Origin of the sequence: Rathayibacter sp. AY1F9 (assembly GCF_002932155.1) — a bacterium.
GTDB lineage: Bacteria > Actinomycetota > Actinomycetes > Actinomycetales > Microbacteriaceae > Rathayibacter.
In genome coordinates this window covers 1-20,358 of sequence record NZ_PSVA01000024.1, presented here as the reverse complement: position 1 = coordinate 20,358, position 20,358 = coordinate 1, and the positions used below count along the sequence as shown (strand labels likewise).

The window sequence follows — 20,358 nt, the reverse complement described above, 5'->3', positions numbered from 1 at the left end:
TCGGCGGAAGCGGGCGGGGATGCCAAGCTTGCAGAGGCGTGTCAGCAGCACGGGCAACCCTACCCTCACGTAAGGGTAGATCTGAAGGGGTGAGCAGGATCGGCACCATGCACATCGGCGAGCTCGCCGAGCGGACCGGCCTCTCGCTCCGGACCCTGCGCCACTACGACGAGATCGGCCTCGTGAAGGCGTCCGGCCGCACCGAGGGCGGCTTCCGCCTCTACACGTCCACCGACTACGACCGCCTGATCCTCATCCGCCGCATGAAGCCGCTCGGCTTCTCGCTGGAGGAGATGGCCGCGCTGCTCCGCGTGATCGACACCCTCGAGGCCGAGGGCGACGACGCGCCGGCCGAGGTCCGCGCGCAGCTCGACGCCTTCGTCGCGCAGGCCCGCGAGCGCCGCGAGGCGCTGAGCGCCCAGCTCGCGATGGCCGACGAGTTCGTCGAGCTGCTCACCAGCCGCTGAGCCCGGCCGCCTGCGCGATCGATGCGTCGCGAACGGCTCCCCTTCGCCTCCGATGACAACCTTTCGCGACGCATCGGATCCCGGGAGCGCGGGAGGGCCGCTCAGGTCGCGCTCGCGTCGGGCAGCTGCTCCGGGCAGTCGCCGCCCGGCTCGGTGGCGAGCTCGAAGTGCCAGATCTCGTTCGCGTAGATCTGGCAGAGCCCGTAGTCGGTGCCGTGCTGCGCGAGCCGGCTGTCCGCGTCCGTGTAGCCGATGTCGACCGCGCCGCCGGTGAGGTGGGCGGAGGAGGTGACGGATGCGACGCGGCGGCCGCGGCCTGACGGCGGCCGTCAGCCGCGCGGACCGCGGGCCAGCAGGGCGTGCAGCAGCGGCAGCGCCGACGCGATCATCAGCACGGTCCCGAAGCCGCTGTCGTCCGGGCGCACGACGGCGCCGGCGATCAGCAGTCCCGCGAACAGCACGGCCGAGATCACGCGGCGGACGGTGCCCTCGAGCCGGTTCAGCCGGCGCTCGATCGTGGGGACGGTGACCGCGAGCTCGCCGTCGTCGAGGGTCGTGACGAGCTCGTCGAGCCGGCGCGGCAGGCGCCAGATCAGGCCGAGCGTGTCGACGGCCTGCTTGCCGACGTCCTGCACGACGGAGCCGCGCTCCTCGCGGATCAGCTGCTGCGCGTAGGGCTCGACCGAGTCCCACAGGTTGAAGGCCGGGTCGAGCGCGCTGCAGACGCCCGAGGTCAGCGACATCGCGCGGATGACGAGCAGGAAGTTCTCGGGGAGCTGGAACGGCAGCGCGCGCACCACGTCGCCGAACTGGACGGCGAAGTCGCGGAACTCGCGCGGATCCACCTCCCGCAGCTCGGCGAAGCCCATGCCGCCGAAGCGGGCGAAGAGCTGCGTGAGCGCCCGCTCCAGCTCGCGGGAGTCGGCCGAGGGGAGGAGGACGCCGACCGCGCGGGCCGCGTCGACGAGCCCCTTGCCGTCGCGGGAGGCGGCGGCGATCAGCATCCGGCGCAGGCCCGCACGGGTGCTCGGCGGCACCTCGCCCATCATCCCGAAGTCGATGAAGGTGAGGCGCCAGGGCAGCTCGCCCCCGGGGGTCGGCGTGACGAAGACGTTGCCGGGGTGCGGATCCGCGTGGAAGTAGCCGTTGGTGAAGAGCTGGTCGAACATCACGGCCGCGAAGACCGGAGCGACCTCCCGCGGGTCGATCCCGGCGGCCAGCAGCGCGGCGTGGTCGGTGATCTTGATCGCGGTGACGTCCTCGAGCGTGAGGACCTTGCGGGTCGAGCGCTCCCAGACCACGTCCGGGACGGCCACCCGGGCGTCGCCCGCGAAGTCGGCGGCGAAGCGGACGGAGTTGGCCGCCTCCTGCAGGTAGTCGATCTCCTCGAGGCTGGTGACCGCGAACTCCTCGACGAGCGCCGGGGCGTCGACGCGGTCCGAGACGAGGCGAACGTGGCTGAGCCAGCCGCCGACGCGGCGCAGAGCCGCGAGGTCGACCTCGACGATCTGGTCGATCCCCGGCCGCTGCACCTTCATGATGGCCGCGGAGTAGCCGGTGTCCTCGGCGTCGACGGGGGAGAGCCGGGCGCGGTGGGCCTGCCCGAGAGAGGCGGCGGCGACGGGCGACTCGTCGACTCCGGCGTACGCGCGCTCGAGCGGCAGCCCGAGCTCGGACTCGGCCAGCGCCCGGATCCGCGGGAACGGGACGGGCGGGACCTCGTCCTGCAGCCCCTCCAGCTCGCGCGTGATCTCGGGCGGCAGCACGTCCAGGCGCGACGACATGAACTGGCCGACCTTGATCATCAGGCCGCCGAGGTCGACCGCGAGCACGTGGAAGCTGCGGGCGAAGCGGCGCATCCGGCCGGGCCGGGTGCGGAGCGCGACGCGCGTGAGCCCCACCCGCGGCAGGAGCAGGTCGAAGAACCAGGTGACCGCGAGATGCCACGCGGCGAAGCGGAGGATCCGGCGGTAGCGCCGCCGGTCCTCCCGCTCTCGGTGGCCCGGGGCGGCAGGACCCGGGCTGACCGAGGCCACCCGGGTCAGTCCTGCGCGAGGATCGCGTACAGGCGGCGGCGCACGTCCTCGAGTTCGGCGACGGCCTTGCGGATCTGCTCAGGGGTGCCCGAGCGTCCGACCTGGGCCGCGGCCTGGGCGAGCTCGAGGCCCGCCTTGGGCAGGGCGCCGAAGTCGACGTGGTCGGAGTCGTTCCAAGGGGTCGAGGTGCCGTGCTCGGCGACCGTCGCGCGGCCGGCGTCGGTCAGCGTGTAGGTCTTGCGGCCGTTCTGCTCGTCGGCCGTGATGAGTCCCTCGTCCGCGAGGAGCTGGAGGGTCGGGTAGACCGAGCCGGGGCTCGGCTTCCAGTCGCCTCCGCTGCGCTCCTCGATCTCGCGGATGATCTGGTAGCCGTGCATGGGCTGCTCGGCGAGGAGCGCGAGCACCGCGGTGCGCACGTCCCCGCGGCCGACCCGGGAGCCGACGCGCTTCTCCATGCGGGAGCGGGCCTGCTCCATCGCGCGCCAGATGCTCTCGATGGGCGTGCCGGTGCCGAACGCGCCGGTCGATGACGATCCGTTCATGATGACCTCCTGTTTCTCCGAACGATACTCAGCGATATGGGTGGCGACTGTGAACGACTGCCGCGTCGGCTCAGAGCTTCGCGAGCTTCGCCCGGGCGACGAGGAACAGCCCGTACATGACCAGTCCCGCGCTGACCAGGGTCAGGGCGATCGTGCCGTACGGAGGGACGTCGAGGAAGCGGATGGCCCCGTCGAGCCCGGTCGCCTGGCGGGCGTCGCCGGTCAGCGCCGCGACCACGAAGATCCCGCCGGCCAGGCCCAGAGCGAGCCCCTTCGTGATGTAGCCGGTCGCGCCGAGGATCAGCACTGCCGTCCCCGTCGGGCCCTCGGGGATGCGGACGAGCTTGCGGAAGCCGCGCCGGATCCCGATCGCGACGAAGCCGATCCCGCTGCCCAGCACGATCCCGCCGACGATCACGAGGATCACGACGCCGACCGTGCTCGTCAGCAGCTCGGTGTTGATGCGGCGGATCGTGGCCGAGGAGCTCGTCGAGCCGCCGAGCGCGAAGACGAGCGTGGTGCCCGCGAGCGTGAGCGAGGCGAAGCCCTTGCCCGACTCGACGATCCGGCGGCCCAGGCGGGCGGGGAGCCCCGGCGCGGAGGAGCGCCCGCCGAGGGAGAGCTGCCAGAGCCCGAGCGCGACCAGCCCGACCAGCGCAGCCCAGACCACCACGAGCCCGACGGGGGAGTCGGCCATGCGCCCGATCGCTCCGGACGCGTCCGCCTCCCGCGAGGTCTCGTCGCTGACCGCGACGCGCAGGGCGAGGCCGCCGATCAGGAGGTGGATCAGTCCGTTCACGGCGAATCCCGTGCGGGCGAGGCGCCGGAAGCGCCGGGTCCGGACTCCGGCGCGCGGCGACGGCACGCTCGCAGTGGACATCGCGCAACCCTCTCATCCCCGGCGCCTCCTGACCCGCCGACGCGCGCGTGGCAACCCTCTCCCCGGCCCGGGTGCCCACGTCGTGTGATGGAGGTGCGGTGCAGTTCGCGCCGCAGCAGGACGAGAGAAGGAACCCCATGCGTGCACGCCGACGTCGCGCGGGCGGTCGCCGAGGGCCGAGGCGGGGCGGACGTCCCGGACCGGTCCCGGGCAGGGGAGGGCGGCGACGATGACCGGAGCGACGCTCCTGGTCCGCCGCCCGTCGAGCCCGGCCTCGCGGGTGCTGGTGCTCCACGCGACGGCGGTCGAGCTGGAGCTGCTGGTGGCCGCGCTGCTCGGGCTCGCCGAGGAGACGCCGTGCCTGGACGTGCGGGTGGCGGCGAGGTCGCGGGCGGCGCTCCTCCTGGCGACCGTCGATCCGGAGGCGGTGCTGCCGCTGGCCGAGGCGCGGCGGGTCCGCGTCGGGCTCCGCCGCGAGCGCGAGGAGCTGGAGCGCGGCGGGGTCGGATGCCGGCACGTCGTCGAGGCGCGGGCCGGCGGTCGGTGAGGGGATGCCGGGATGTCGGCTGATCGGCGTCTCCGCGGTGCTGAACGGGGGGGTGCCCTGATCCGTGTGCGAGCGGGCGGCTGACCTCAGACTGGGGAGGCCGCTCTCCGCAGCGACTCCGCGCCTCCCTCCCGATCCGACAGGACCCGGCATGCCGCTCAGCTCCGACCGCCCCGCCGTCGCCGATCCGCGGCGCCGCTCCTTGGTGCAGGCCGCGTGGGCCGCTCCGGTCGTGATCGCCGTCGTCGGCGCTCCCGCCGCGATGGCGTCGACCTCGGCGGCTCCCACCCTCTACGTCTTCTTCACGGGCGTGGGCGATTCGGGCGACGTCTTCCTGGAGCTCCTCGCCGGCGACGGGACGCCGCTCCAGCAGCAGTTCGAGTTCCAGGGCGTTCCCCGCGGCACGGACGCCTGGGTCACGGCTTTCCGACCGAGCACCGACGCGTCGGGGATCTTCCGGGCCCGGATCCCCGCCACGCTCACCGCGGCCTACTCCGCCCTCCGTATCGTCGTGCGGGTTCCCGGATTCGCCGAGCCGCTGATCAGCCAGGTGCAGAGGCTGCCCTTCGAGGCCTGAGCGCGGGCATGTGTACGGCTCGAGGCCCGTCCGACAGCGCCGCCGCTCACTTCTCCCGTCGGCGGCGACGCTGTTGCAGGACCGCGACCGCCGTGAAGAAGGCGGCGGAGAGGACGAGCAGCGCCGCGACTCCGACGAGCAGGAGTCGGGCGGCCACGAGGAACTCCTCCATCGGAGCCTCCGACAGCAGCATCTGGATCGCCGCGACCGCATGCACCAGTGCGATCCCGCAGAGGATCCGCCCGGTGTTCGCGATCCACCGCCACCCGTCGAGGTCCGGATGCGGCCGCTCGACCTCGGCCTGCTTCGCCTCGAAGTCCGCGATGAGCTCCCCGAGATCCCCGAGGTCCAGCGGCGACTCCGGCGGAAGCGCCAGCAGTCTCCGCAGGCGCTCCTCCGTGCTCGCTCCGGTCCGCTCCATCACTGCGACGAAGAGCCGGCGCTCGCGAGCAGTCGTCCACCCGGGCACGAGGACGCCCCAGCGGCCGGCCTGATCGTCGTAGCCCTCGTCGCGATAGGTCTGCGCGAGCAGCTGCCGCGCCTCGAGGGCGAGCGGATCCGCGTCGATCCGCGAGCGCAGCTCGCTCCGCCGCGCTCTGAGCCGACGCCGCTCGTCGGCTTCCGCTCGATCCATCCGGTCAGTATGGCGCCCCGCGATCGCTCCCGGCCGATCCGTCGAGCTCACCGACCAGAAGACGCGGCTCGGAGGAGGGATGTGGCGGTCGGACGCCCCTCCGAGCGCCCGTCGAGACCCACCTGCCGGGCGTCTAGAGGGCCGCAGGCCTCGTGATGAAAGTTGTCTCCAGGTAGGGCAGCTCGGCGCGGGCGAAGACCGCAGTGAGGAAGCGGTCCTCGAACGCGACGCCGAGGCCGACCACGAGGGCGTCGGTGTCCACGCGCATCCCGTCGCGTGCCACGCCGTCCACCAGGACCGGGACGCCGTGCTCGACGGCCGACTCGGTCACGGGCCCGAGCAGGTCTCCCGGCAGGCCGCCGCGCACCCGCTCGTTCCGGAACTGATTGATCAGCACGTGCTCGAGGTGCTGCACCAGCGCCTGCTCGGGAGTAGCCCAGGGCCCGTCGGAGTCGAGGGGCACCGTGGTCCTCACGGCTTCCCAGAGCATCGGGTGCCTCATCTGCTCGCGGACCTTCATCAGGCTGTCGGGGAGCGGCCGACGCGGCGGCCCGTCGAGCTCGGCCCGCAGGTCGTCGTCGAGGTCGGCCAGGTTCACCGGATCGCTGCGGTCGTCCGGATTCCGCCACAGAGCGTAGGAGAGGGATGCGGACTCGAGGTGGGTCCGCCCCTCCGACGTGGTACTCACGGTCGAGACGCCGAGCTCTTCGATCGACGGCTGAGGCGTCAGCGCGAAGAGGGGCCCGCCGAAGCGTGCCGTCACCTCGTCGGGCGTCGGAAGCTCGAACTCCTCGGACGGTCCAGGATCCACCACGAACATGCGCCTCAGCCTGCCCGCGGCCCACGCCGCGTGCAACGGCTGCGCGCGATCCGACGCGCGGCCGTCGCGACCGGTCCGGGGGAGCGTCCCAGCCCGCCCTCCTCGAGGGAACAGCACCGCCCCATCAGCAGCAGCCGCAGGCCTCGGAGTCCTCGCTCGTCAGCGCGGAGATCGGCGTCGTGCAGGACTCGCCGCGCCAGGCCTCCAGGCCCTCGCGGACGGCGACCGCGGCGATCACGAGGCCGGCGACGGGGTCGGCCCACGTCCATCCGAGCGTGCTGTTCAGCAGCAGGCCCACCAGGACGGCGGCGGAGAGGTACGAGCAGAGGAGCGTCTGCTTCGAGTCCGCGACGGCAGAGGCCGAGCCGAGCTCGCGGCCGGTCCGGCGCTCGAGCAGGGAGAACGCGGGCATCACCAGCAGGCTGACGGCGGCCAGCACGATGCCGACGGGGGAGTGCTGGGCCTCCGAGAATCCGAGCAGCGCCCGGACCGAGTCGACGGCGACGAACGCGGCCAGGCCGAGGAACGAGACGGCGATCACCCGCAGAGCGGTGCGCTCGCGCGCCTCCGGATCGCAGCCCGAGAACTGCCAGGCGACGGCCGCGGCGGAGAGCACCTCCACCACGGAGTCGAGGCCGAAGGCGACGAGTGCGGTAGACGAGGCGACCGTCCCGGCGGCGAGTGCCACGATCGCCTCCACCACGTTGTAGGCGATGGTCGCGCCGACGATCCAGCGGATCCGCCTCTGCAGCACGCGGCGGCGGGCGGGGAGGAGCGGAGCGCGCAGGGCGGTCATGCGCAGCGGCAGTCGTCGCCGGAGCAGCAGTCCGGATCGACGACGAGGGCCAGGCGGAGCAGGTGGTCGAGCGCCCCGGCGATCCGGGTCTCGGCCAGCCGGTACCAGGTGTACCGGCCGTCCTTCACGGCCTCCACCAGCCCGCATCCGCGGAGGCACGCGAGCTGGTTCGACATCACCTGCCGCGAGACCCCGAGCGCGTCCGCGAGGTCGGAGGGGACGGCCGGAGCCTCGCGCAGCGCGAGCAGGATCCGGGACCGCGTCTCGTCGGCCAGGGCGGATCCGAGGCGCGCGAGAGCAGCGGAGTGGGTGAGGGTCGCGGTGGCGGGCACGGGAGCGACGGTACACGCGATGCTGTATCGAGCGCGAGGGCGGTGGTCTCTCCTCGAACGTGCGAGCCCCCCCTCCTGCTCCCCCCCCCCCGTCGGGTGGGCGGACGGGCCGCACTGCCGCGGATCCCCGGGGCCGGCCTCCACGGCGCGCCGCGTACGGCCCGTGCGCCGTGCCAGGATCCCCTTGATCACGGCGCCCGTCCGCCGCTCGGTCTCCTGGAAGGGCCACGGACCCGCCTTGCTCGATGCCACGACCCTCCGCGTCGCCTTCGGGGTCACCGCCCTCACCCTCTTCCTGCTGTTCGCGCTGGTCACCTACCGGTCGACACGCTCGTCCTTCAGCTTCTGGTGGTGCACGGCGCTCGCGCTGTTCATGGGCGGCTCGCTCGCCTACCTCCGCGACGGCACGGCCGACCAGGTGTGGGCGAATCCGCTCGGCAACGGGCTCATCGTGGCCGGCGCCGCCGCGGTCTGGGCGGCGAGCCGCTCCCTCCGCGGCAGGCCGACGCCGTGGTGGCTGGTGGTCGCTCCGACCGTGGTGGTGACGGGCGTGTCCAGCCTCGACTCGCCCGCCGTCAACGACTGGTCGGGAGGGCCGCTCTACCTCGCCTCGATGGCGCTCCTCATCGGCCTGTCGACCCGCGAGGTCGCGCTGCTCGGCGCCGGACGCTCGCGCACGCGCTGGCCGCTGCTGCTGAGCTCCGGCGCCCTCTCCCTCTACTACGCGCTCCGGTTCGCCGTGTTCCTGGCCGCGGGGCTGCGCAGCGAGCTGTTCGCGACCTGGTTCGGGACCCCGACCACCACGCTGATCACGCTGGTGCTGCTGGTCGTGGTGTCGTTCAGCATGGCGTCGCTCAGCGGCGAGCAGGTCGCGCAGATGCTCACCGCCGGCGCCGCCCGCTCGCGGCAGGAGCTCGCCGACGGCGAGAGGGTGCAGCGGCGGCTCGAGCCCCGCTCGGTCCCGGACCTCCCGGGCTACGACGTCGCCGGCGCCTGCGTGCCCAGCGGGACGGTGAGCGGCGACTTCTTCGACTGGCGCTGCACGCCCGACGGGCTCGCCGTCACCGTCGCCGACGTGATGGGCAAGGGGGTCGGCGCCGCGATGATCGCCGCCACGGTCCGCGCCGCCCTGCGCGTCACTCCTCCCGCCCTCGGCCCCGCGGCGACGATGGCGCTCATCGACCGGGTCGTCGAGCCGGATCTGTCGGCGAACGACGCGTTCGTCACGCTCCTCCACCTGCGGCTCAGCGCCTCGACCGGCGACATCGCGCTCGTCGACGCCGGGCACGGACTCGGGATCGTCTGCCGCGCCGACGGCTCGCGCGAGCGCATCCCCTCCGCCCACCTGCCGCTCGGCCTCCTCGGCACGCAGGAGTGGGAGCCGACCGGCCTCCGACTCCACCCCGGCGACCTGCTGCTGATCTGCAGCGACGGTGTGCTCGACCTCTTCGACGGCTCCCTCGCCGCCCTCGACCGGGTGGCCGACGCGGCCGTCGCCGCCCCGGCGACCGCCGCCGACGCGGTCGCCGGCGTCACCCGCCTGGCGGCCGAGGGGCTGCTGGCGGACGACGTGACCGTGGTCGCGATCCGGCGGACCTCAAGGAGCTGACCCGGCCTCAGCCCCGCCCCGCCTGCAGCCGGAGCCCGGCCAGCAGCAGGTCGAGGCCGGAGCGGAACACGTCGAGGTCGTCGTGCGTCGCCATGACGTCGGCCGCGTGGTGGCCGAAGGGGAACTCCTCCGGATCGAGGGCGCGCCAGCGGTCGGCCAGGTGCTCGAGGAACTCGCCCCTCTCCATCCCGCTCTCGAGGAACTCGCGGGGCGGCGGCTGCGCCAGGTCGGCCGCGACTCCGACGACGTAGCTGACGATGGACGACACGGCGTGGAACCGCTGCCGGGGCGTCAGGTCGAGAGCCATGAGCTGCTGCCCGAGGCGCTCGTACATCGCCATCGAGTTGGGCTGCACCCCGGTCGTGCGGAGCATGTAGATGCCGAACCAGGGTCGGCGGACGCACTCGTCGAAGAGGGCCAGTGCGACGGCGCGGACGTTGTCGATCGGGTCCGGCCCGTGGGTGAGCGGCTCGCTGTCGGCGAGGACCCGACCCATGACCTCGTCGGTCGCCCGCTCCAGCAGCTCGTCGCGGCTGCCGACGTACCAGTAGATGCTCGCCACACCGCCGCCGAGTCGGGCCGCGAGCGCGCGGAACGTGAGGGCCGACTCCCCGGACTCGTCGAGGATCGCGATCGCCTCGGCCAGCACGGTGTCGAGCGAGTGCGACGCTCGGCGGCGGCCCCGGGCGGGGGAGGGCGCGGCAGCGGTCTCCGTCGGGCGATCTGCAGGCATGGCTTGCATCTTACCGAACGGCGTTCCATACTATCGAACGCCGTACGAGAGTCGAACGGCGTTCGATAGGAAGGCGCCTCGATGTCCGCTCCGACGACCACCTCCGCCGAGTCCCGCGCTCACACCTCCCTCCGCTCCGCGGCACTCCCGCTCGCCGCTCTCTGCCTCGCGTTCTTCGTCGAGATGGTCGACAACACGCTGCTCTCGATCGCCCTCCCGACGATCGGACGCTCACTCGACGGGTCGACCGCCGGACTGCAGTGGGTGACCGGTGCCTACTCCCTGACCTTCGGCGGGCTGCTGCTGACAGCCGGGTCCGCCGCCGACCGGTTCGGCCGCCGCCGCGTGCTCCTCACCGGCCTCGCCGCGTTCGGGCTGATCAGCCTCGCCGTCGTCCTCGTCACCGACATCGGCCAGCTGATCGCCCTCCGCGCGGCGCTCGGCTGCGCCGCGGCCGCCATGGCGCCCGTCACGATGTCGCTGGTGTTCCGGCTCTTCGACGACGAGAGGCTCCGCATGCGGTCGATCACGATCGTGATGATCGTCGGGATGTCCGGCATGGTCCTCGGCCCCCTCCTCGGCGGCTCGATCCTCAGCACCGTCAGCTGGCAGTGGCTGCTCGTCGTCAACGCCCCGATCGCGCTGCTGGTCTGGATCGGCGTGCGCCTCGGAGTCCCCGCAGACCAGCGCGCCGACCTCACCTCCGGTCGGCTCGACCTGCCGGGGACCGCCCTCACCGTCGCCGCGGTGGGGCTCGGCTGCTACACACTCACCAGCGGAGTCGAGAACGGCTGGCTGTCGCTCCTCACGATCGCCTGCGCCGCGGGCACCGTCGCCGCCGTCGCGGGATTCGTCGTCCGCGAGCGCCGCGCCGTCTCGCCCATGATCGACCTCGCGATCTTCCGCGCCGGCCCCGCGCGGGGAGCGGCGCTCACGCAGCTCGGCGCCTCGGTCGCCTTCGCGAGCGTCCTGTTCGGCCTGATCCTGCACTTCCAGTACGCCTACGGCTGGAGCCCGGTGCGCGCCGGCCTCGCGAACCTGCCCGTCATCGTCACGATGCTCGCCGCCACTCCGGTCACCGAGCGCCTCGCCGCGAAGCTGGGGCACCGCGCGGCCTGCCTGATCGGCACCGGGCTCCTGGTCGGCGCGCTGCTCGGGATGTCCTGGGCGGTGGACCGGGGCTACCTCGCGATCGCCGTGATGATGGTCGTGATGACGGTGGGCCTGCGGACGATCATGACCATCTGCGCCGTCGCCCTCGTCGAGGCGATGCCCGCGAACCGCACCTCGATCGGTGCGGCGCTCAACGACACGGCCCAGGAGATCGGCACCAGCATCGGCACGGCCGTCGTCGGCACGCTGATCGCCGCACTGGTGGCGACCACCCTCCCGGCGGGCGCGTGGAGCGCGGACCTCGTCCGGAGCTTCTTCGCGGGTGAGCGGGTCGCCTTCCTGGTCGTGGCGGTCCTCGTCGGCGTGATCGCGACGATCGGCTCGCTGTCCCTCAGCGACTCCCGCTCCACCGAGGAGCCGGCGGCGGCCTAGTCCATCGGGTCGCGCCGAGCGTCCTCGAGGTCGGCGATGTCCGTGTACTCGAGGAAGTCCAGCGGCGGGATGTCCGTCATCTCCTCGCTCCAGGAGGGGCGGGCCGGCTGCATGCGGCGCGTCTCGAGCTCGATGTGGGCGATGACCTCCGCGTCGTCCGGCTCCTCCACCTCGCTGCTGTCGATCGGCAGCGACCAGAGCTGGCTCGCCGGCCCGATCAGCAGGTGGGCGTATGCGCGGCCGCCGCCCTCGGTCAGGACAGGCACCGAGACGACGTCCGACTTGTTGACGTCCGCGAGGGCCCGGGCGTACCGGAGGACCGCCTTGCAGGTCAGGTCGCCGACGAGGAGGTGGCCGCTGGAGTAGTGCAGTTTCCGCATGCGTCCAGCCTCCGCGCGCCGCCCGCAGGCCCTCAAGAGGGTTGCCGCGGGGAGGCGGCTCCCCTAATGGGCCCCGAGGTCCCGCCCGATCGGGATCACCGCTGGGGGCGCCCGGCGCTCTCGCGGAGCTCGCGGCCGTCGGCGACGTCCTCGGCGTGCTTCTCCGCCTTCTTCTCGCTCTGCCGGGTGTCGCGGGGCGGCAGCTGGATGTGCTCCTCGGCTTCGATGCCCGCCTGCAGCTGGCGGCCGCGCTCGAGCTCGGCGTCGAACTCGGCCCCGAAGAGCAGGGCGAGGTTCGTGATCCAGAGCCAGAGGAGGAAGACGATCACGCCGCCGAGCGCGCCGTAGGTCTTGTTGTAGTTGCTGAAGTTGGCGACGTAGAACGCGAAGCCGGCCGAGGCCAGCGCCCAGACGACGAGGGCGAGGATCGAGCCCGTGCTGGTCCAGCGGAACTTCGGCTGCCGCACGTTCGGCGACCAGTGGTAGAGGACCGCGACGATGACGACCATGATCGCGATCAGCACCGGCCACTTGGCGATGCTCCACACGGTCAGGGCGACCTCGCCGAGGCCGACGGCGTCGCCGATGGTCTGCGCGACGGGTCCGCTGAGCACGAGGATCAGCCCGGCGATCACGAGCAGGAGGACCGTCACGAGGGTGACGGCGAGCATCGTGGGGCGCAGCTTCCAGATCGGGCGGCCCTCGTCGATCTCGTAGACGCGGTTCATCCCGCGCCCGAAGGCGCCGACGTAGCCGGAGGCGGACCAGAGGGCGCCGAGGACACCGGTGACGAAGGCCAGTCCGGCGGCGGGGCTGGAGGTGAGCTCCTGGATCGGGCCGCGGACCGTGTCGAGGACGTCGGCCGACACGAATCCGCCGGCGATCTCGAGCACGGTGTCGGTCGTGGTCTCGGCCTGGCCGAAGAGGCCGAGGATGGAGACGATCGCGAGCAGCCCGGGGAACAGCGCGAGGACGGCGTAGTAGGTCAGCCCCGCCGCGATGTCCGTGCACTGGTCGGCGCCGAACTCGCGGAGCGTCTTCTTGAGGACGTAGCCCCACGAGCGCTTGGTGACGTCCGTCGGTCCGTCGGGCTTGCGGGAGTCGTCGGGGTCGGGCGCGGTGCGGTCGCGCTCGGTGCTGGTCTGGGCCACGGTCATCCTCCATCTCGAGCGTCTGCGGATCGTCGGGGACGGAAGGACCGCCTGCGATCGCTCCGAGCCCCGACGACGCCGTGCTCGCCACCGACCGTAGGAGCGCCGGACGCTCAGGGCAGGACGGTTGACAGCCGCCCGTCGAGTCCGGTGGGGGAGGTGTCCCGCGGTGGCGCCCGCGCTCAGAGCTGCGCGAGCAGCCTCTCGCACGCCTGCTCGCAGCGGCGGCAGGCCTCGGCGCAGATCCGGCAGTGCTCGTGCATTTCGGCGTGCTGCTCGCAGTCGTCGGCGCAGGCGCGGCAGGCCAGGAGGCAGGCCTCGACGAGGGCGCGGACGGCCGCGGATCCGACGACGCCGCGGCGCGAGAGCACGGCGCCGGTCGCGGCGCACACGCCGGCGCAGGCGAGGTCGGTGCGGATGCAGTGGACCAGCTCGGCGACCGACTCCTCGCCGAGGCACGCGTCGGCGCAGGCGGTGCAGGTGAGCGCGCAGGCGCCGCACGCGTCGATGCACTCGGCCAGGACCTCCGGATCGACGCCGCGCAGCTCCTCGGGGTGGCTCCGGATCATGTCGCTCGTGCTGCTCATGGCGCGTCCTCTCGTCGTGACCCCGGCGGGTCGATCGGTCCGGGCGACGCTACGGGCCCGCCCGCCGCCGGGCGAGGGCCTGGCCAGGCACCGCGGCCGGTGATAGCCGGGCGGTCAGCCCCTCACGACGAAGGCGTCGTGGATCAGGTTGCCCCCGGTCGCCGCCGGATTCCGTGTGCTGCCGCGGGTGATCGTGACGGTGTGGGTGCCGGCGGGCAGGGTCCCGCTGGTCCAGACGGTCTGGGCGGAGCGGGTGGTGGCGCTGTAGCGGTCGACCGAGGCCACGAGGACGCCGTCGAGGCGGACCTCGTCGATCCCGGACGTGCTGGACCGGCGGCTCACCCACGAGACTCCGGTGCCGGTGAAGCGGAGGGTGGCGGAGGCGCCCCCTGTCGACGAGAAGGAGACGCCTCCGCCGCTGTCCGCGGAGGAGGAGGTCGTGGACCAGGTGCCCGTGACGGCGACGGCCGGCGAGCCGTTCTGGTGGGTGCCGGCCCCGACGGCGGCGAGCGGAGTCGCGGTGGCGGTCGGCGTCGAGGTCGGCGCGGCGGTGGCGGTCGGCGTGGGCGTGGCCGTCGGCACCGGAGTGGCGGCCCTCTTCGCGAGCACGATGGACGCCGTCGCTCCCTTCAGCCCGCTCGGCCGGAACGTGATCGTCGTCGCGGTGCTCGTCCTGCTCGTCACGCTCAGGGCGGCGCTCGAGGACACCGTGCCCGCGGTCGGCCGCGCGAGCGTCACGGTGAGCGCGCTCGTCGAGACCTGCGTCGGGTCGACGGTCGAGACGGTCACCGTGTCCGCGTCCTCCCGGATCGAGACCAGTCCGGCGCCGGTGATGCTCGCGACCCGGGTGCCTCCGACGAGGACGGGGCTCGTGGTCCCGGCCTTCCACGACACGGCGCTCACGGTGCCGGTCGAGCGGTCGCGGGCGGCGCTCAGCTGGGGTGTGTTGCTGAGCACGGTCACGTCCGGGTCCGCCGCGTACGCGGCGGTCGCCGCCTCGGAGGCGCCGGGGAGGACCGTGTACGCGTAGGAGGCGCCGGTCGGGTTCGTGCCGTGGCTCGTCGTGAGGGAGTAGTAGTGGCCGGTCACCGGCGCCGTCGGACCGGCGGCGCTCACGGCGCTCCAGGCTCCGGTGCGGGTCCGTCCCTGCGCGGTCAGGGCGATCGGCGACGGGAAGACGTAGCCCACCGACTCCGCGGAGCCGGTGATCGAGGCCCAGCGGGCGGTGCTCGTGGCGGTCGCCTCCGCACCGCGGAGGACGCCGTCGACGCGGAGCCTCGCATCGGGAGCGACGTCGCGGCGGTCGTCGATCACCGTCTCCGCGCGCCGGCGCGCCCCGTCCCAGCCGGTCCCGGACATGTCGGTCGCCGTGATCCCGGAGCCGAGCGCGAGGATCTCGTCGTCGAAGGTGAACCAGGCCTTCTTCGCGACCAGGCTCACCGACGCCGCGTCGAAGTCGAGCGCCGCGATCCCCGTCCGCCGCGACGGGCTCTCGAGGCTCCCGGTGAAGGTCGTCGTCGGGCGGGACGACGCGCCCTCGCCCGCGCTCCGGACGATCGTGTCCTCGGTGGTGCCGGGCATCCGGTACGGGTTCGCCGTGGCCCAGTAGCCGTCGTCGTACTGGCGCCCGCTGCCCAGGTGGAGCGAGGTCGCGCCGTCGCCGGTGTACCAGCCGCTGCGGTTCTCGCCGTTGAGCGACTCGTAGCGCGCGATCCGCGTGCTCGACAGGCCGACGGCGAAGCCCGAGGTCGCCGTGGTCCGCGTGAAGCGGTCCATCCCGGCGAAGGCCCGGACGCCCGAGCCGATCGGGGTCGCGGTCAGGCCCGTGTCGGCGAGGACGAGCCGCGCGCGCACGACGTCGCTGACGGATCCGGCCGTCTCGATGCTCACGGGGCTGCCGGAGTTGCAGGCCAGCCAGCTCTTCGCCAGCGCGTTCGTCCGTGTCCTGGCCGAGGGAGGGGCGCTGTCGGCGAGGCGCAGCACCGCCGCCTGCAGCTGGACGCCGACGTCGCCGTCCTCCGACTCCGCCCGCGCCGTCTCGCGGCCGCGGACCGTCGACATCACGGCGCCGCACCAGGTGACGGGGGCGAAGGAGGAGGCGAGCCGGTCGTACACGCCGAGCCCCTCCGGGCTCGTGATCTCCCAGCGGGAGCCGTCGAGCAGCGCGTAGAGGTCGTCGAGGGTGTCGAGCATCGAGAGCCCGTACCCGCCGCTGTAGGCGAAGACGCTGTGCTGCACGAAGGAGCCGTCGGCGTGGAAGCCGTCGCCGGACGCCACCGTCCGCAGCGCCGGGTCGATGCCGGCGGCCGCCTCCGCGATCTTCGCCGGCTGCTTCAGCAGCACCGCCCGCCCGGCGATGACCGCCGCCGTCCAGACGCGGTTGGCGCCGGTCCGGGTGACGGTGTCGGCGAAGCGCGTCGAGGCCGACAGGTAGGCCTGCACCTGCGCCGCCGAGAGGTCGGGGTAGAGGAGGGCGGTGATGCTGTTCAGCTCGAGCGGGATGCCGATCTGCTGCTCCCACCAGCGGGAGGTGCCGGTGGTGGAGCGGTTGTAGCGGTTCGCCGAGAGCCAGTCGGCGGTCGTGACGACGTCGCGGAGGAGCGCCGGGTCGCCGCTGAGGGCGGTGCCGGGGGTCTTCAGCGCGGTCGCGAGGACGGTGACCCGCTTGTAGGCGGCCCACACCTCCACCGCCGAGGTGCCCGTGACCAGGTCGGGCCAGGGCTCGCCGCCGTCGGTCTCGAGCGTCGACCAGTAGCCCTCGGCCTCGGCGACGAGGCGGCCCTTCGCCGCGGCGAGGCCGCCGACGCTCCCGCTTCCCGGGATCGTGCCCGTCAGATCGGCGACGAGGGCGAGGCGCATCGCGTCGTACTCGTCGCCCGCCGAGTCGACGGCGGACGCGGTGGGCGCGGCGGCGAGCGGGAGGATCAGGACGGTCACGAGCAGGAGCGCCGCAGCGAGCGGGCTCCCGCGCCGGGGCGCGTCGGATCGAGAGGGTCGGTTCGTCTCCGCGCGCGATCGGCGGAGGGGACGCGGCTGGGTGGGCACGGGCGCTCCTGAGGCGACGCCCACGAGCCTGCGGGCTTCGGGTGCTCGCGGGTCGCCGGGGGAACGTCGGGTGAAGAGTAGGGGTCCGCTCCGTCCGGCGGCAAGAGGCGGAGGCGAGGACGGCCGGGATCGGCCACCGCCGACGCTCCCGACCGCGCGATCTGCGACAGCCGTACCCCGTGAGGGGTACAGAGGCGCCGAAGGTCCCCCACCCGTCAAGCGGGGCGATACGGTCGGAGGTGCGTGTGCGCTCCGGGGAGTCCCGGCGCGGCGCGCAGGGGGAAGGGGGCACGGATGATCGAGGCCGAGCAGGATCCGCGGCTGGTGGCGCTCGAGGCGCTCGAGATGATGGGGTCGGCTCCGGAGGAGCGCTTCGATCGGATCACGCGGATGGCCGAGGAGCTGTTCCGCGTGCCCGTGGCCGAGATCCACTTCCTCGACGACACCACGCTGTTCACGAAGTCCCCGCAGCGTCCGGACGCCGTGCTCGCGTACCCGCGCGCCGGCACCTTCTGCGACGCGACGCTCGAGAAGCGCACCACCTTCGTCGTGCCGGACCTCGGTGCCGACGAGGCGTGGGCCGGGCACGAGCACGTCGCGGGGTACCCGCACGTCCGCTTCTACGCCGGGCGGCCGCTGTCGGTCGAGGGCGACCTGCAGCTGGGCACCCTCTGCCTCATCGACTTCGTGCCCCGGAGCCTCACCCCGGACGAGCGGCAGCTGCTCGAGGAGTTCGGCGAGTGGGTCGAGCGGGAGCTGCGCGACACGGCGGAGCGCGACCGCGCCGCCGACATGCAGACGCAGATGGCTCCCTCCTCCCTCCACCACCCCGCCGGCTACGAGCTCTCGGGGCTCTCGCTGCCGCGGTGGACGATCACCGGCGACTTCTACAGCTGGCGCGGCGACGACGAGACGGTCGACCTGACCCTCGTGGACGTGATGGGCAAGGGGACGGCGGCGGCGATCGTGGCCGCGTCGATCCGCTCCGCGTTCCGGGCGCGCCTGGGCGGCGACCCCGACGCGGTCGTCAGCGCGGTGAGCGCCCAGCTGCACGACGACTTCACGGCCACCGAGACCTTCGCGACCCTCTTCCACGGGCGCCTCGACACCGCGTCCGGCCGGATCGACTTCGTCGACGCGGGCCACGGGCTCACCGTCCTCCTCCGCGCCGACGGCTCGTTCCAGCGGCTCGCGGCACTGGGCCTCCCGCTGGGCATCGCGGAGGACGGCGGCTGGATCACCCAGACCGTGGAGCTCGCGGTCGGCGACTCGCTCCTGGCCTTCACCGACGGCGTCCTCGACCTCTACGACGGGACGCTGCAGTCCCTGGCGCGCGCGGTCGACCTCGCCCGCGACTCCGCCGACACCGCCGCGTTCCTGCAGGCGCTGAAGGCGCTCGCCGCCTCCGGCTCCGCGTCCGACGACATCACCGCCCTCGTGCTGACCCGCACGGGCGCCGACCGCTCCGCCGAGAAGGACCCCGCATGACGTTCACGACCGAGACGACCGCCCCCGACATCGCCGTGCTGCGGGGGGAGGGGCGGCTCAACGCGGCCTCGGCTCCGGAGCTGCGCTCGGCCGTCCGCCGGGCGATCGACGAGGGCAGCCCCCGCATCGTCGTCGAGCTCAGCGCGGTGACGTTCATGGACTCCTCCGGCCTCGGCGCCCTGGTCGGCGCTCTCAAGACCGCGCGGCAGGCGGGCGGCGACCTGCGGATCGCGGCGCCCAGCGAGCAGGTCGTGATGGTGCTGCAGCTGTCCAATCTGGACCGGGTGCTCACCCTCTTCGACACGGCCGGCGACGCGTACCGTGACTGAGCGCAGCGTCGGGTTCCGCACGCCCCCGGACGACACCGAGGTCGTCCACGAGATGCTCGCCGGGCTCTGGGGCGAGCGGCCGGACCTGCCGGCCCGCGACCGCATGGCCGTCGAGACGGCGCTGGTCGAGCTGGTCGACAACGTCATCCAGCACGCGACGTCGACGACGACGATCGTCTGCCGCCTCGTCGTGCGCGTCGAGGGAGACGCGATCCACGCGGAGCTGGTCGACACGGCCGATCCGCCGGACATCCGCACGGGGCCGTGGGAGATGCCGGACGTCTTCGCGGAGTCGGGCCGCGGGCTCGCTCTCATCCAGGCTCTGACGACCACGTTCGAGCACGAGCGCTCGGAGGGGCGCAACGTCTGGACCCTGACCCGGGCGCTGGACTCCTAGCGACTGGCGCGGATCAGCGGATCGTGTGCGCGGTGATGACCGCGGCGGCACGCGCCAGGTCGTCCGCCATGCCGTTCAGCCCGGGGGAGGCCTTCAGCACCTCCGCGCTGACCTCGTCGTAGCGCTCGTCCACCTGCGCGAGCAGCTGCTCCCCGGAGGCGGTGAGGCGCAGGAGGACGCTGCGGCGGTCCTGCGGGTTGGCGAGCCGGTCGACGTGGCCGGCGGTCGCCAGCCGGTCGAGGAGCGCGGTCACGGCGCCCGTCGAGAGGGAGAGCTCGAGGCCCAGCCACTTCGGCGTGAGGTCGGGCGACTCGCCGAGGACCTCGAGCGCGGTGAGCTCCGATATGCCCACGCCCACGCCCGCGGCGATGCTCGCGCGGAGGTGCCGCTGCGCGTTCTCGAGCAGGCGGAGCGACTGCCGCAGCTGCACGGCGGGCGCGTCCTGGTCGACGTCGCGCGGGGTCGGTCTCTCGGTGGTCATTCGTCCTTCTCGGGGTAGGGCTGGGGTCATCGTACGGGTCGCCCTCGGGGGTCCCGGCCTGTCACCCGGACAGGGGGTGAAAGAACGATTGCAATGTATCTTTGCCATCAAGTAACTTAGCGGTCAATCGAGTTCGGCGGAACACCAGCCGGACCCTCCCCCTTCAGCATCAGCCCGCCCCACCCGATCAGGAGTCCTGCCATGTCGACCCACACCGCCAAGTCCAAGCGCGTCCGCTTCGCTCCCCTCGCCATCGCGACGAGCATCGCCGCCGCCGCTCTCCTCTCCGTCTCGATGTCCGGCACCCTGTCCGGCTTCGTCGCGAGCATCTCCAACACCGGCAACACCGCCGCCTCCGGCTCGCTCGTCATGGAGGAGAAGTCGACCGGCGCCAGCCCCATCACCTGCCTCAGCACCGACGGCGGCTCGATCAGCACCAACACCGCGACCTGCGCGACCATCAACAAGTTCGGCGGATCGACCACGATGGTCCCCGGCCAGACCGTCACCACCGCGATCACGCTGAAGAACACCGGCACCGTCGCCGCCAACACCTTCACGCTGACCCCCGGCGCCACCTGCTCGCAGAGCAACAACGTCGCGGCCGGCTCCTCCGGCTCCGCCACCGACTTCTGCGGCAAGCTCAACGTCGTGATCACCTCCGGCGGGACCACCGTCTTCACGGGCACCGCCGCGACCCTCGCCGGCTCCGCCGTCAAGACCCTCAACACCGCCCCGGTCACCCCCGGCACCTCCACCCCCTTCTCCATCGCCGTGACCCTCGACTCGTCGGCCACCAACGCCTACCAGGGCCTGTCCGCCTCGCTCCCGCTCACCTGGACCTTCGCGAGCTGATCCCCTCTCCACCCGGCCCGGAGCGCCCCCGCGCGACGGGCCGGGGGAGGAGCGTCCCGCAGCGCCGGCCCCGACGGCGGCGAGCGGAGTCGCGGTGGCGGTCGGCGTCGAGGTCGGCGCGGCGGTG

General features: G+C 73.2%; 22 protein-coding genes. 9 read left to right on the top strand and 13 right to left on the bottom strand.

Annotation, left to right across the window (positions count from 1 at the left end):
* Positions 1–107: 107 nt before the first annotated feature.
* Positions 108–467, top strand: a complete 360-nt coding sequence (locus C5C37_RS13900) for a MerR family DNA-binding transcriptional regulator (RefSeq protein ID WP_104227142.1) — start codon at positions 108–110, stop codon at positions 465–467.
* Between the two features lie 329 nt (positions 468–796).
* On the opposite strand, the gene C5C37_RS13890 is transcribed toward C5C37_RS13900, so the two are convergent.
* The 3 genes from C5C37_RS13890 to C5C37_RS13880 all read right to left on the bottom strand — a co-directional run bounded on the left by C5C37_RS13890 (position 797) and on the right by C5C37_RS13880 (position 3,925).
* On the bottom strand, positions 797–2,503 hold the full coding sequence (locus C5C37_RS13890) for an AarF/ABC1/UbiB kinase family protein (RefSeq protein ID WP_104267906.1): 1,707 nt from the start codon (positions 2,501–2,503) through the stop codon (positions 797–799).
* Between the two features lie 5 nt (positions 2,504–2,508).
* A complete protein-coding gene (locus C5C37_RS13885) occupies positions 2,509–3,045 on the bottom strand; it encodes a PadR family transcriptional regulator (RefSeq protein ID WP_104224292.1) in 537 nt (178 codons plus the stop codon).
* A 70-nt stretch (positions 3,046–3,115) separates the two neighbouring features.
* Positions 3,116–3,925 carry a DUF1206 domain-containing protein gene (locus C5C37_RS13880; protein ID WP_104227140.1) on the bottom strand — a complete coding sequence of 270 codons (810 nt, stop codon included), beginning with the start codon at positions 3,923–3,925 and terminating at the stop codon, positions 3,116–3,118.
* Positions 3,926–4,154: 229 nt separating this feature from the next.
* Between C5C37_RS13880 and C5C37_RS13875 the strand changes: the two genes are divergently transcribed.
* Both C5C37_RS13875 and C5C37_RS13870 read left to right on the top strand, forming a co-directional pair.
* Positions 4,155–4,472 (top strand): hypothetical protein, encoded by a 318-nt coding sequence (locus tag C5C37_RS13875; RefSeq protein WP_104339112.1) that lies wholly within the window; start codon positions 4,155–4,157, stop codon positions 4,470–4,472.
* 151 nt (positions 4,473–4,623) lie between these two features.
* Positions 4,624–5,049: a hypothetical protein gene (locus tag C5C37_RS13870; protein ID WP_104227139.1), complete on the top strand. Its 426-nt coding sequence runs from the start codon at positions 4,624–4,626 to the stop codon at positions 5,047–5,049.
* 46 nt (positions 5,050–5,095) lie between these two features.
* Here the strand turns inward: C5C37_RS13870 and C5C37_RS13865 are convergent, their stop codons facing one another.
* The 4 genes from C5C37_RS13865 to C5C37_RS13850 form a co-directional block, all read right to left on the bottom strand.
* On the bottom strand, positions 5,096–5,683 hold the full coding sequence (locus tag C5C37_RS13865) for a hypothetical protein (RefSeq protein ID WP_104339111.1): 588 nt from the start codon (positions 5,681–5,683) through the stop codon (positions 5,096–5,098).
* Between the two features lie 133 nt (positions 5,684–5,816).
* Positions 5,817–6,497 carry a hypothetical protein gene (locus C5C37_RS13860; RefSeq protein ID WP_146082428.1) on the bottom strand — a complete coding sequence of 227 codons (681 nt, stop codon included), beginning with the start codon at positions 6,495–6,497 and terminating at the stop codon, positions 5,817–5,819.
* A gap of 130 nt (positions 6,498–6,627) precedes the next feature.
* On the bottom strand, positions 6,628–7,299 hold the full coding sequence (locus C5C37_RS13855) for a cation diffusion facilitator family transporter (RefSeq protein WP_104297721.1): 672 nt from the start codon (positions 7,297–7,299) through the stop codon (positions 6,628–6,630).
* Positions 7,296–7,631 (bottom strand): helix-turn-helix transcriptional regulator, encoded by a 336-nt coding sequence (locus tag C5C37_RS13850; protein ID WP_104234042.1) that lies wholly within the window; start codon positions 7,629–7,631, stop codon positions 7,296–7,298. Before C5C37_RS13850 ends, C5C37_RS13855 begins: the two co-directional genes overlap by 4 nt.
* A gap of 184 nt (positions 7,632–7,815) precedes the next feature.
* Between C5C37_RS13850 and C5C37_RS13845 the strand changes: the two genes are divergently transcribed.
* Complete coding sequence (locus tag C5C37_RS13845; RefSeq protein ID WP_104339110.1) at positions 7,816–9,240, top strand: PP2C family protein-serine/threonine phosphatase; 1,425 nt, start codon at positions 7,816–7,818, stop codon at positions 9,238–9,240.
* 7 nt (positions 9,241–9,247) lie between these two features.
* Here the strand turns inward: C5C37_RS13845 and C5C37_RS13840 are convergent, their stop codons facing one another.
* Positions 9,248–9,973: a TetR/AcrR family transcriptional regulator gene (locus C5C37_RS13840; protein WP_219812305.1), complete on the bottom strand. Its 726-nt coding sequence runs from the start codon at positions 9,971–9,973 to the stop codon at positions 9,248–9,250.
* A gap of 81 nt (positions 9,974–10,054) precedes the next feature.
* Here C5C37_RS13840 and C5C37_RS13835 point away from each other — a divergent pair, with 81 nt between their 5' ends.
* Complete coding sequence (locus tag C5C37_RS13835; RefSeq protein WP_104227133.1) at positions 10,055–11,518, top strand: MFS transporter; 1,464 nt, start codon at positions 10,055–10,057, stop codon at positions 11,516–11,518.
* On the opposite strand, the gene C5C37_RS13830 is transcribed toward C5C37_RS13835, so the two are convergent.
* The 4 genes from C5C37_RS13830 to C5C37_RS13815 all read right to left on the bottom strand — a co-directional run bounded on the left by C5C37_RS13830 (position 11,515) and on the right by C5C37_RS13815 (position 16,573).
* Positions 11,515–11,898: a hypothetical protein gene (locus C5C37_RS13830; RefSeq protein ID WP_104227132.1), complete on the bottom strand. Its 384-nt coding sequence runs from the start codon at positions 11,896–11,898 to the stop codon at positions 11,515–11,517. The two genes, C5C37_RS13835 and C5C37_RS13830, sit on opposite strands and share 4 nt — an antisense overlap.
* A 95-nt stretch (positions 11,899–11,993) precedes the next feature.
* Positions 11,994–13,055, bottom strand: a complete 1,062-nt coding sequence (locus C5C37_RS13825; protein WP_104339109.1) for a YihY/virulence factor BrkB family protein — start codon at positions 13,053–13,055, stop codon at positions 11,994–11,996.
* Positions 13,056–13,231: 176 nt separating this feature from the next.
* Complete coding sequence (locus tag C5C37_RS13820) at positions 13,232–13,636, bottom strand: four-helix bundle copper-binding protein (protein WP_104339108.1); 405 nt, start codon at positions 13,634–13,636, stop codon at positions 13,232–13,234.
* A 114-nt stretch (positions 13,637–13,750) separates the two neighbouring features.
* Positions 13,751–16,573, bottom strand: a complete 2,823-nt coding sequence (locus tag C5C37_RS13815) for a polysaccharide lyase 8 family protein (RefSeq protein WP_146085235.1) — start codon at positions 16,571–16,573, stop codon at positions 13,751–13,753.
* A gap of 402 nt (positions 16,574–16,975) precedes the next feature.
* Between C5C37_RS13815 and C5C37_RS13810 the strand changes: the two genes are divergently transcribed.
* From C5C37_RS13810 to C5C37_RS13800, 3 genes are read left to right on the top strand one after another with little or no spacing between them, the layout of a single operon-like run.
* Entirely contained in the window at positions 16,976–18,169 is a 1,194-nt protein-coding gene (locus C5C37_RS13810) for a PP2C family protein-serine/threonine phosphatase (RefSeq protein ID WP_104227128.1), read from the top strand.
* On the top strand, positions 18,166–18,498 hold the full coding sequence (locus C5C37_RS13805; protein ID WP_104227127.1) for an STAS domain-containing protein: 333 nt from the start codon (positions 18,166–18,168) through the stop codon (positions 18,496–18,498). The genes C5C37_RS13810 and C5C37_RS13805 overlap by 4 nt, the downstream gene beginning before the upstream one ends.
* Entirely contained in the window at positions 18,491–18,895 is a 405-nt protein-coding gene (locus tag C5C37_RS13800) for an ATP-binding protein (protein WP_104339106.1), read from the top strand. Before C5C37_RS13805 ends, C5C37_RS13800 begins: the two co-directional genes overlap by 8 nt.
* Before the next feature lie 13 nt (positions 18,896–18,908).
* Here C5C37_RS13800 and C5C37_RS13795 read toward each other — a convergent pair whose 3' ends face one another.
* Positions 18,909–19,376, bottom strand: coding sequence for a MarR family transcriptional regulator (locus tag C5C37_RS13795; protein WP_104224277.1), 468 nt, complete (start codon positions 19,374–19,376; stop codon positions 18,909–18,911).
* 201 nt (positions 19,377–19,577) lie between these two features.
* Between C5C37_RS13795 and C5C37_RS13790 the strand changes: the two genes are divergently transcribed.
* Positions 19,578–20,231, top strand: a complete 654-nt coding sequence (locus C5C37_RS13790; protein ID WP_104339105.1) for a hypothetical protein — start codon at positions 19,578–19,580, stop codon at positions 20,229–20,231.
* The last annotated feature ends 127 nt before the right edge of the window (positions 20,232–20,358 follow it).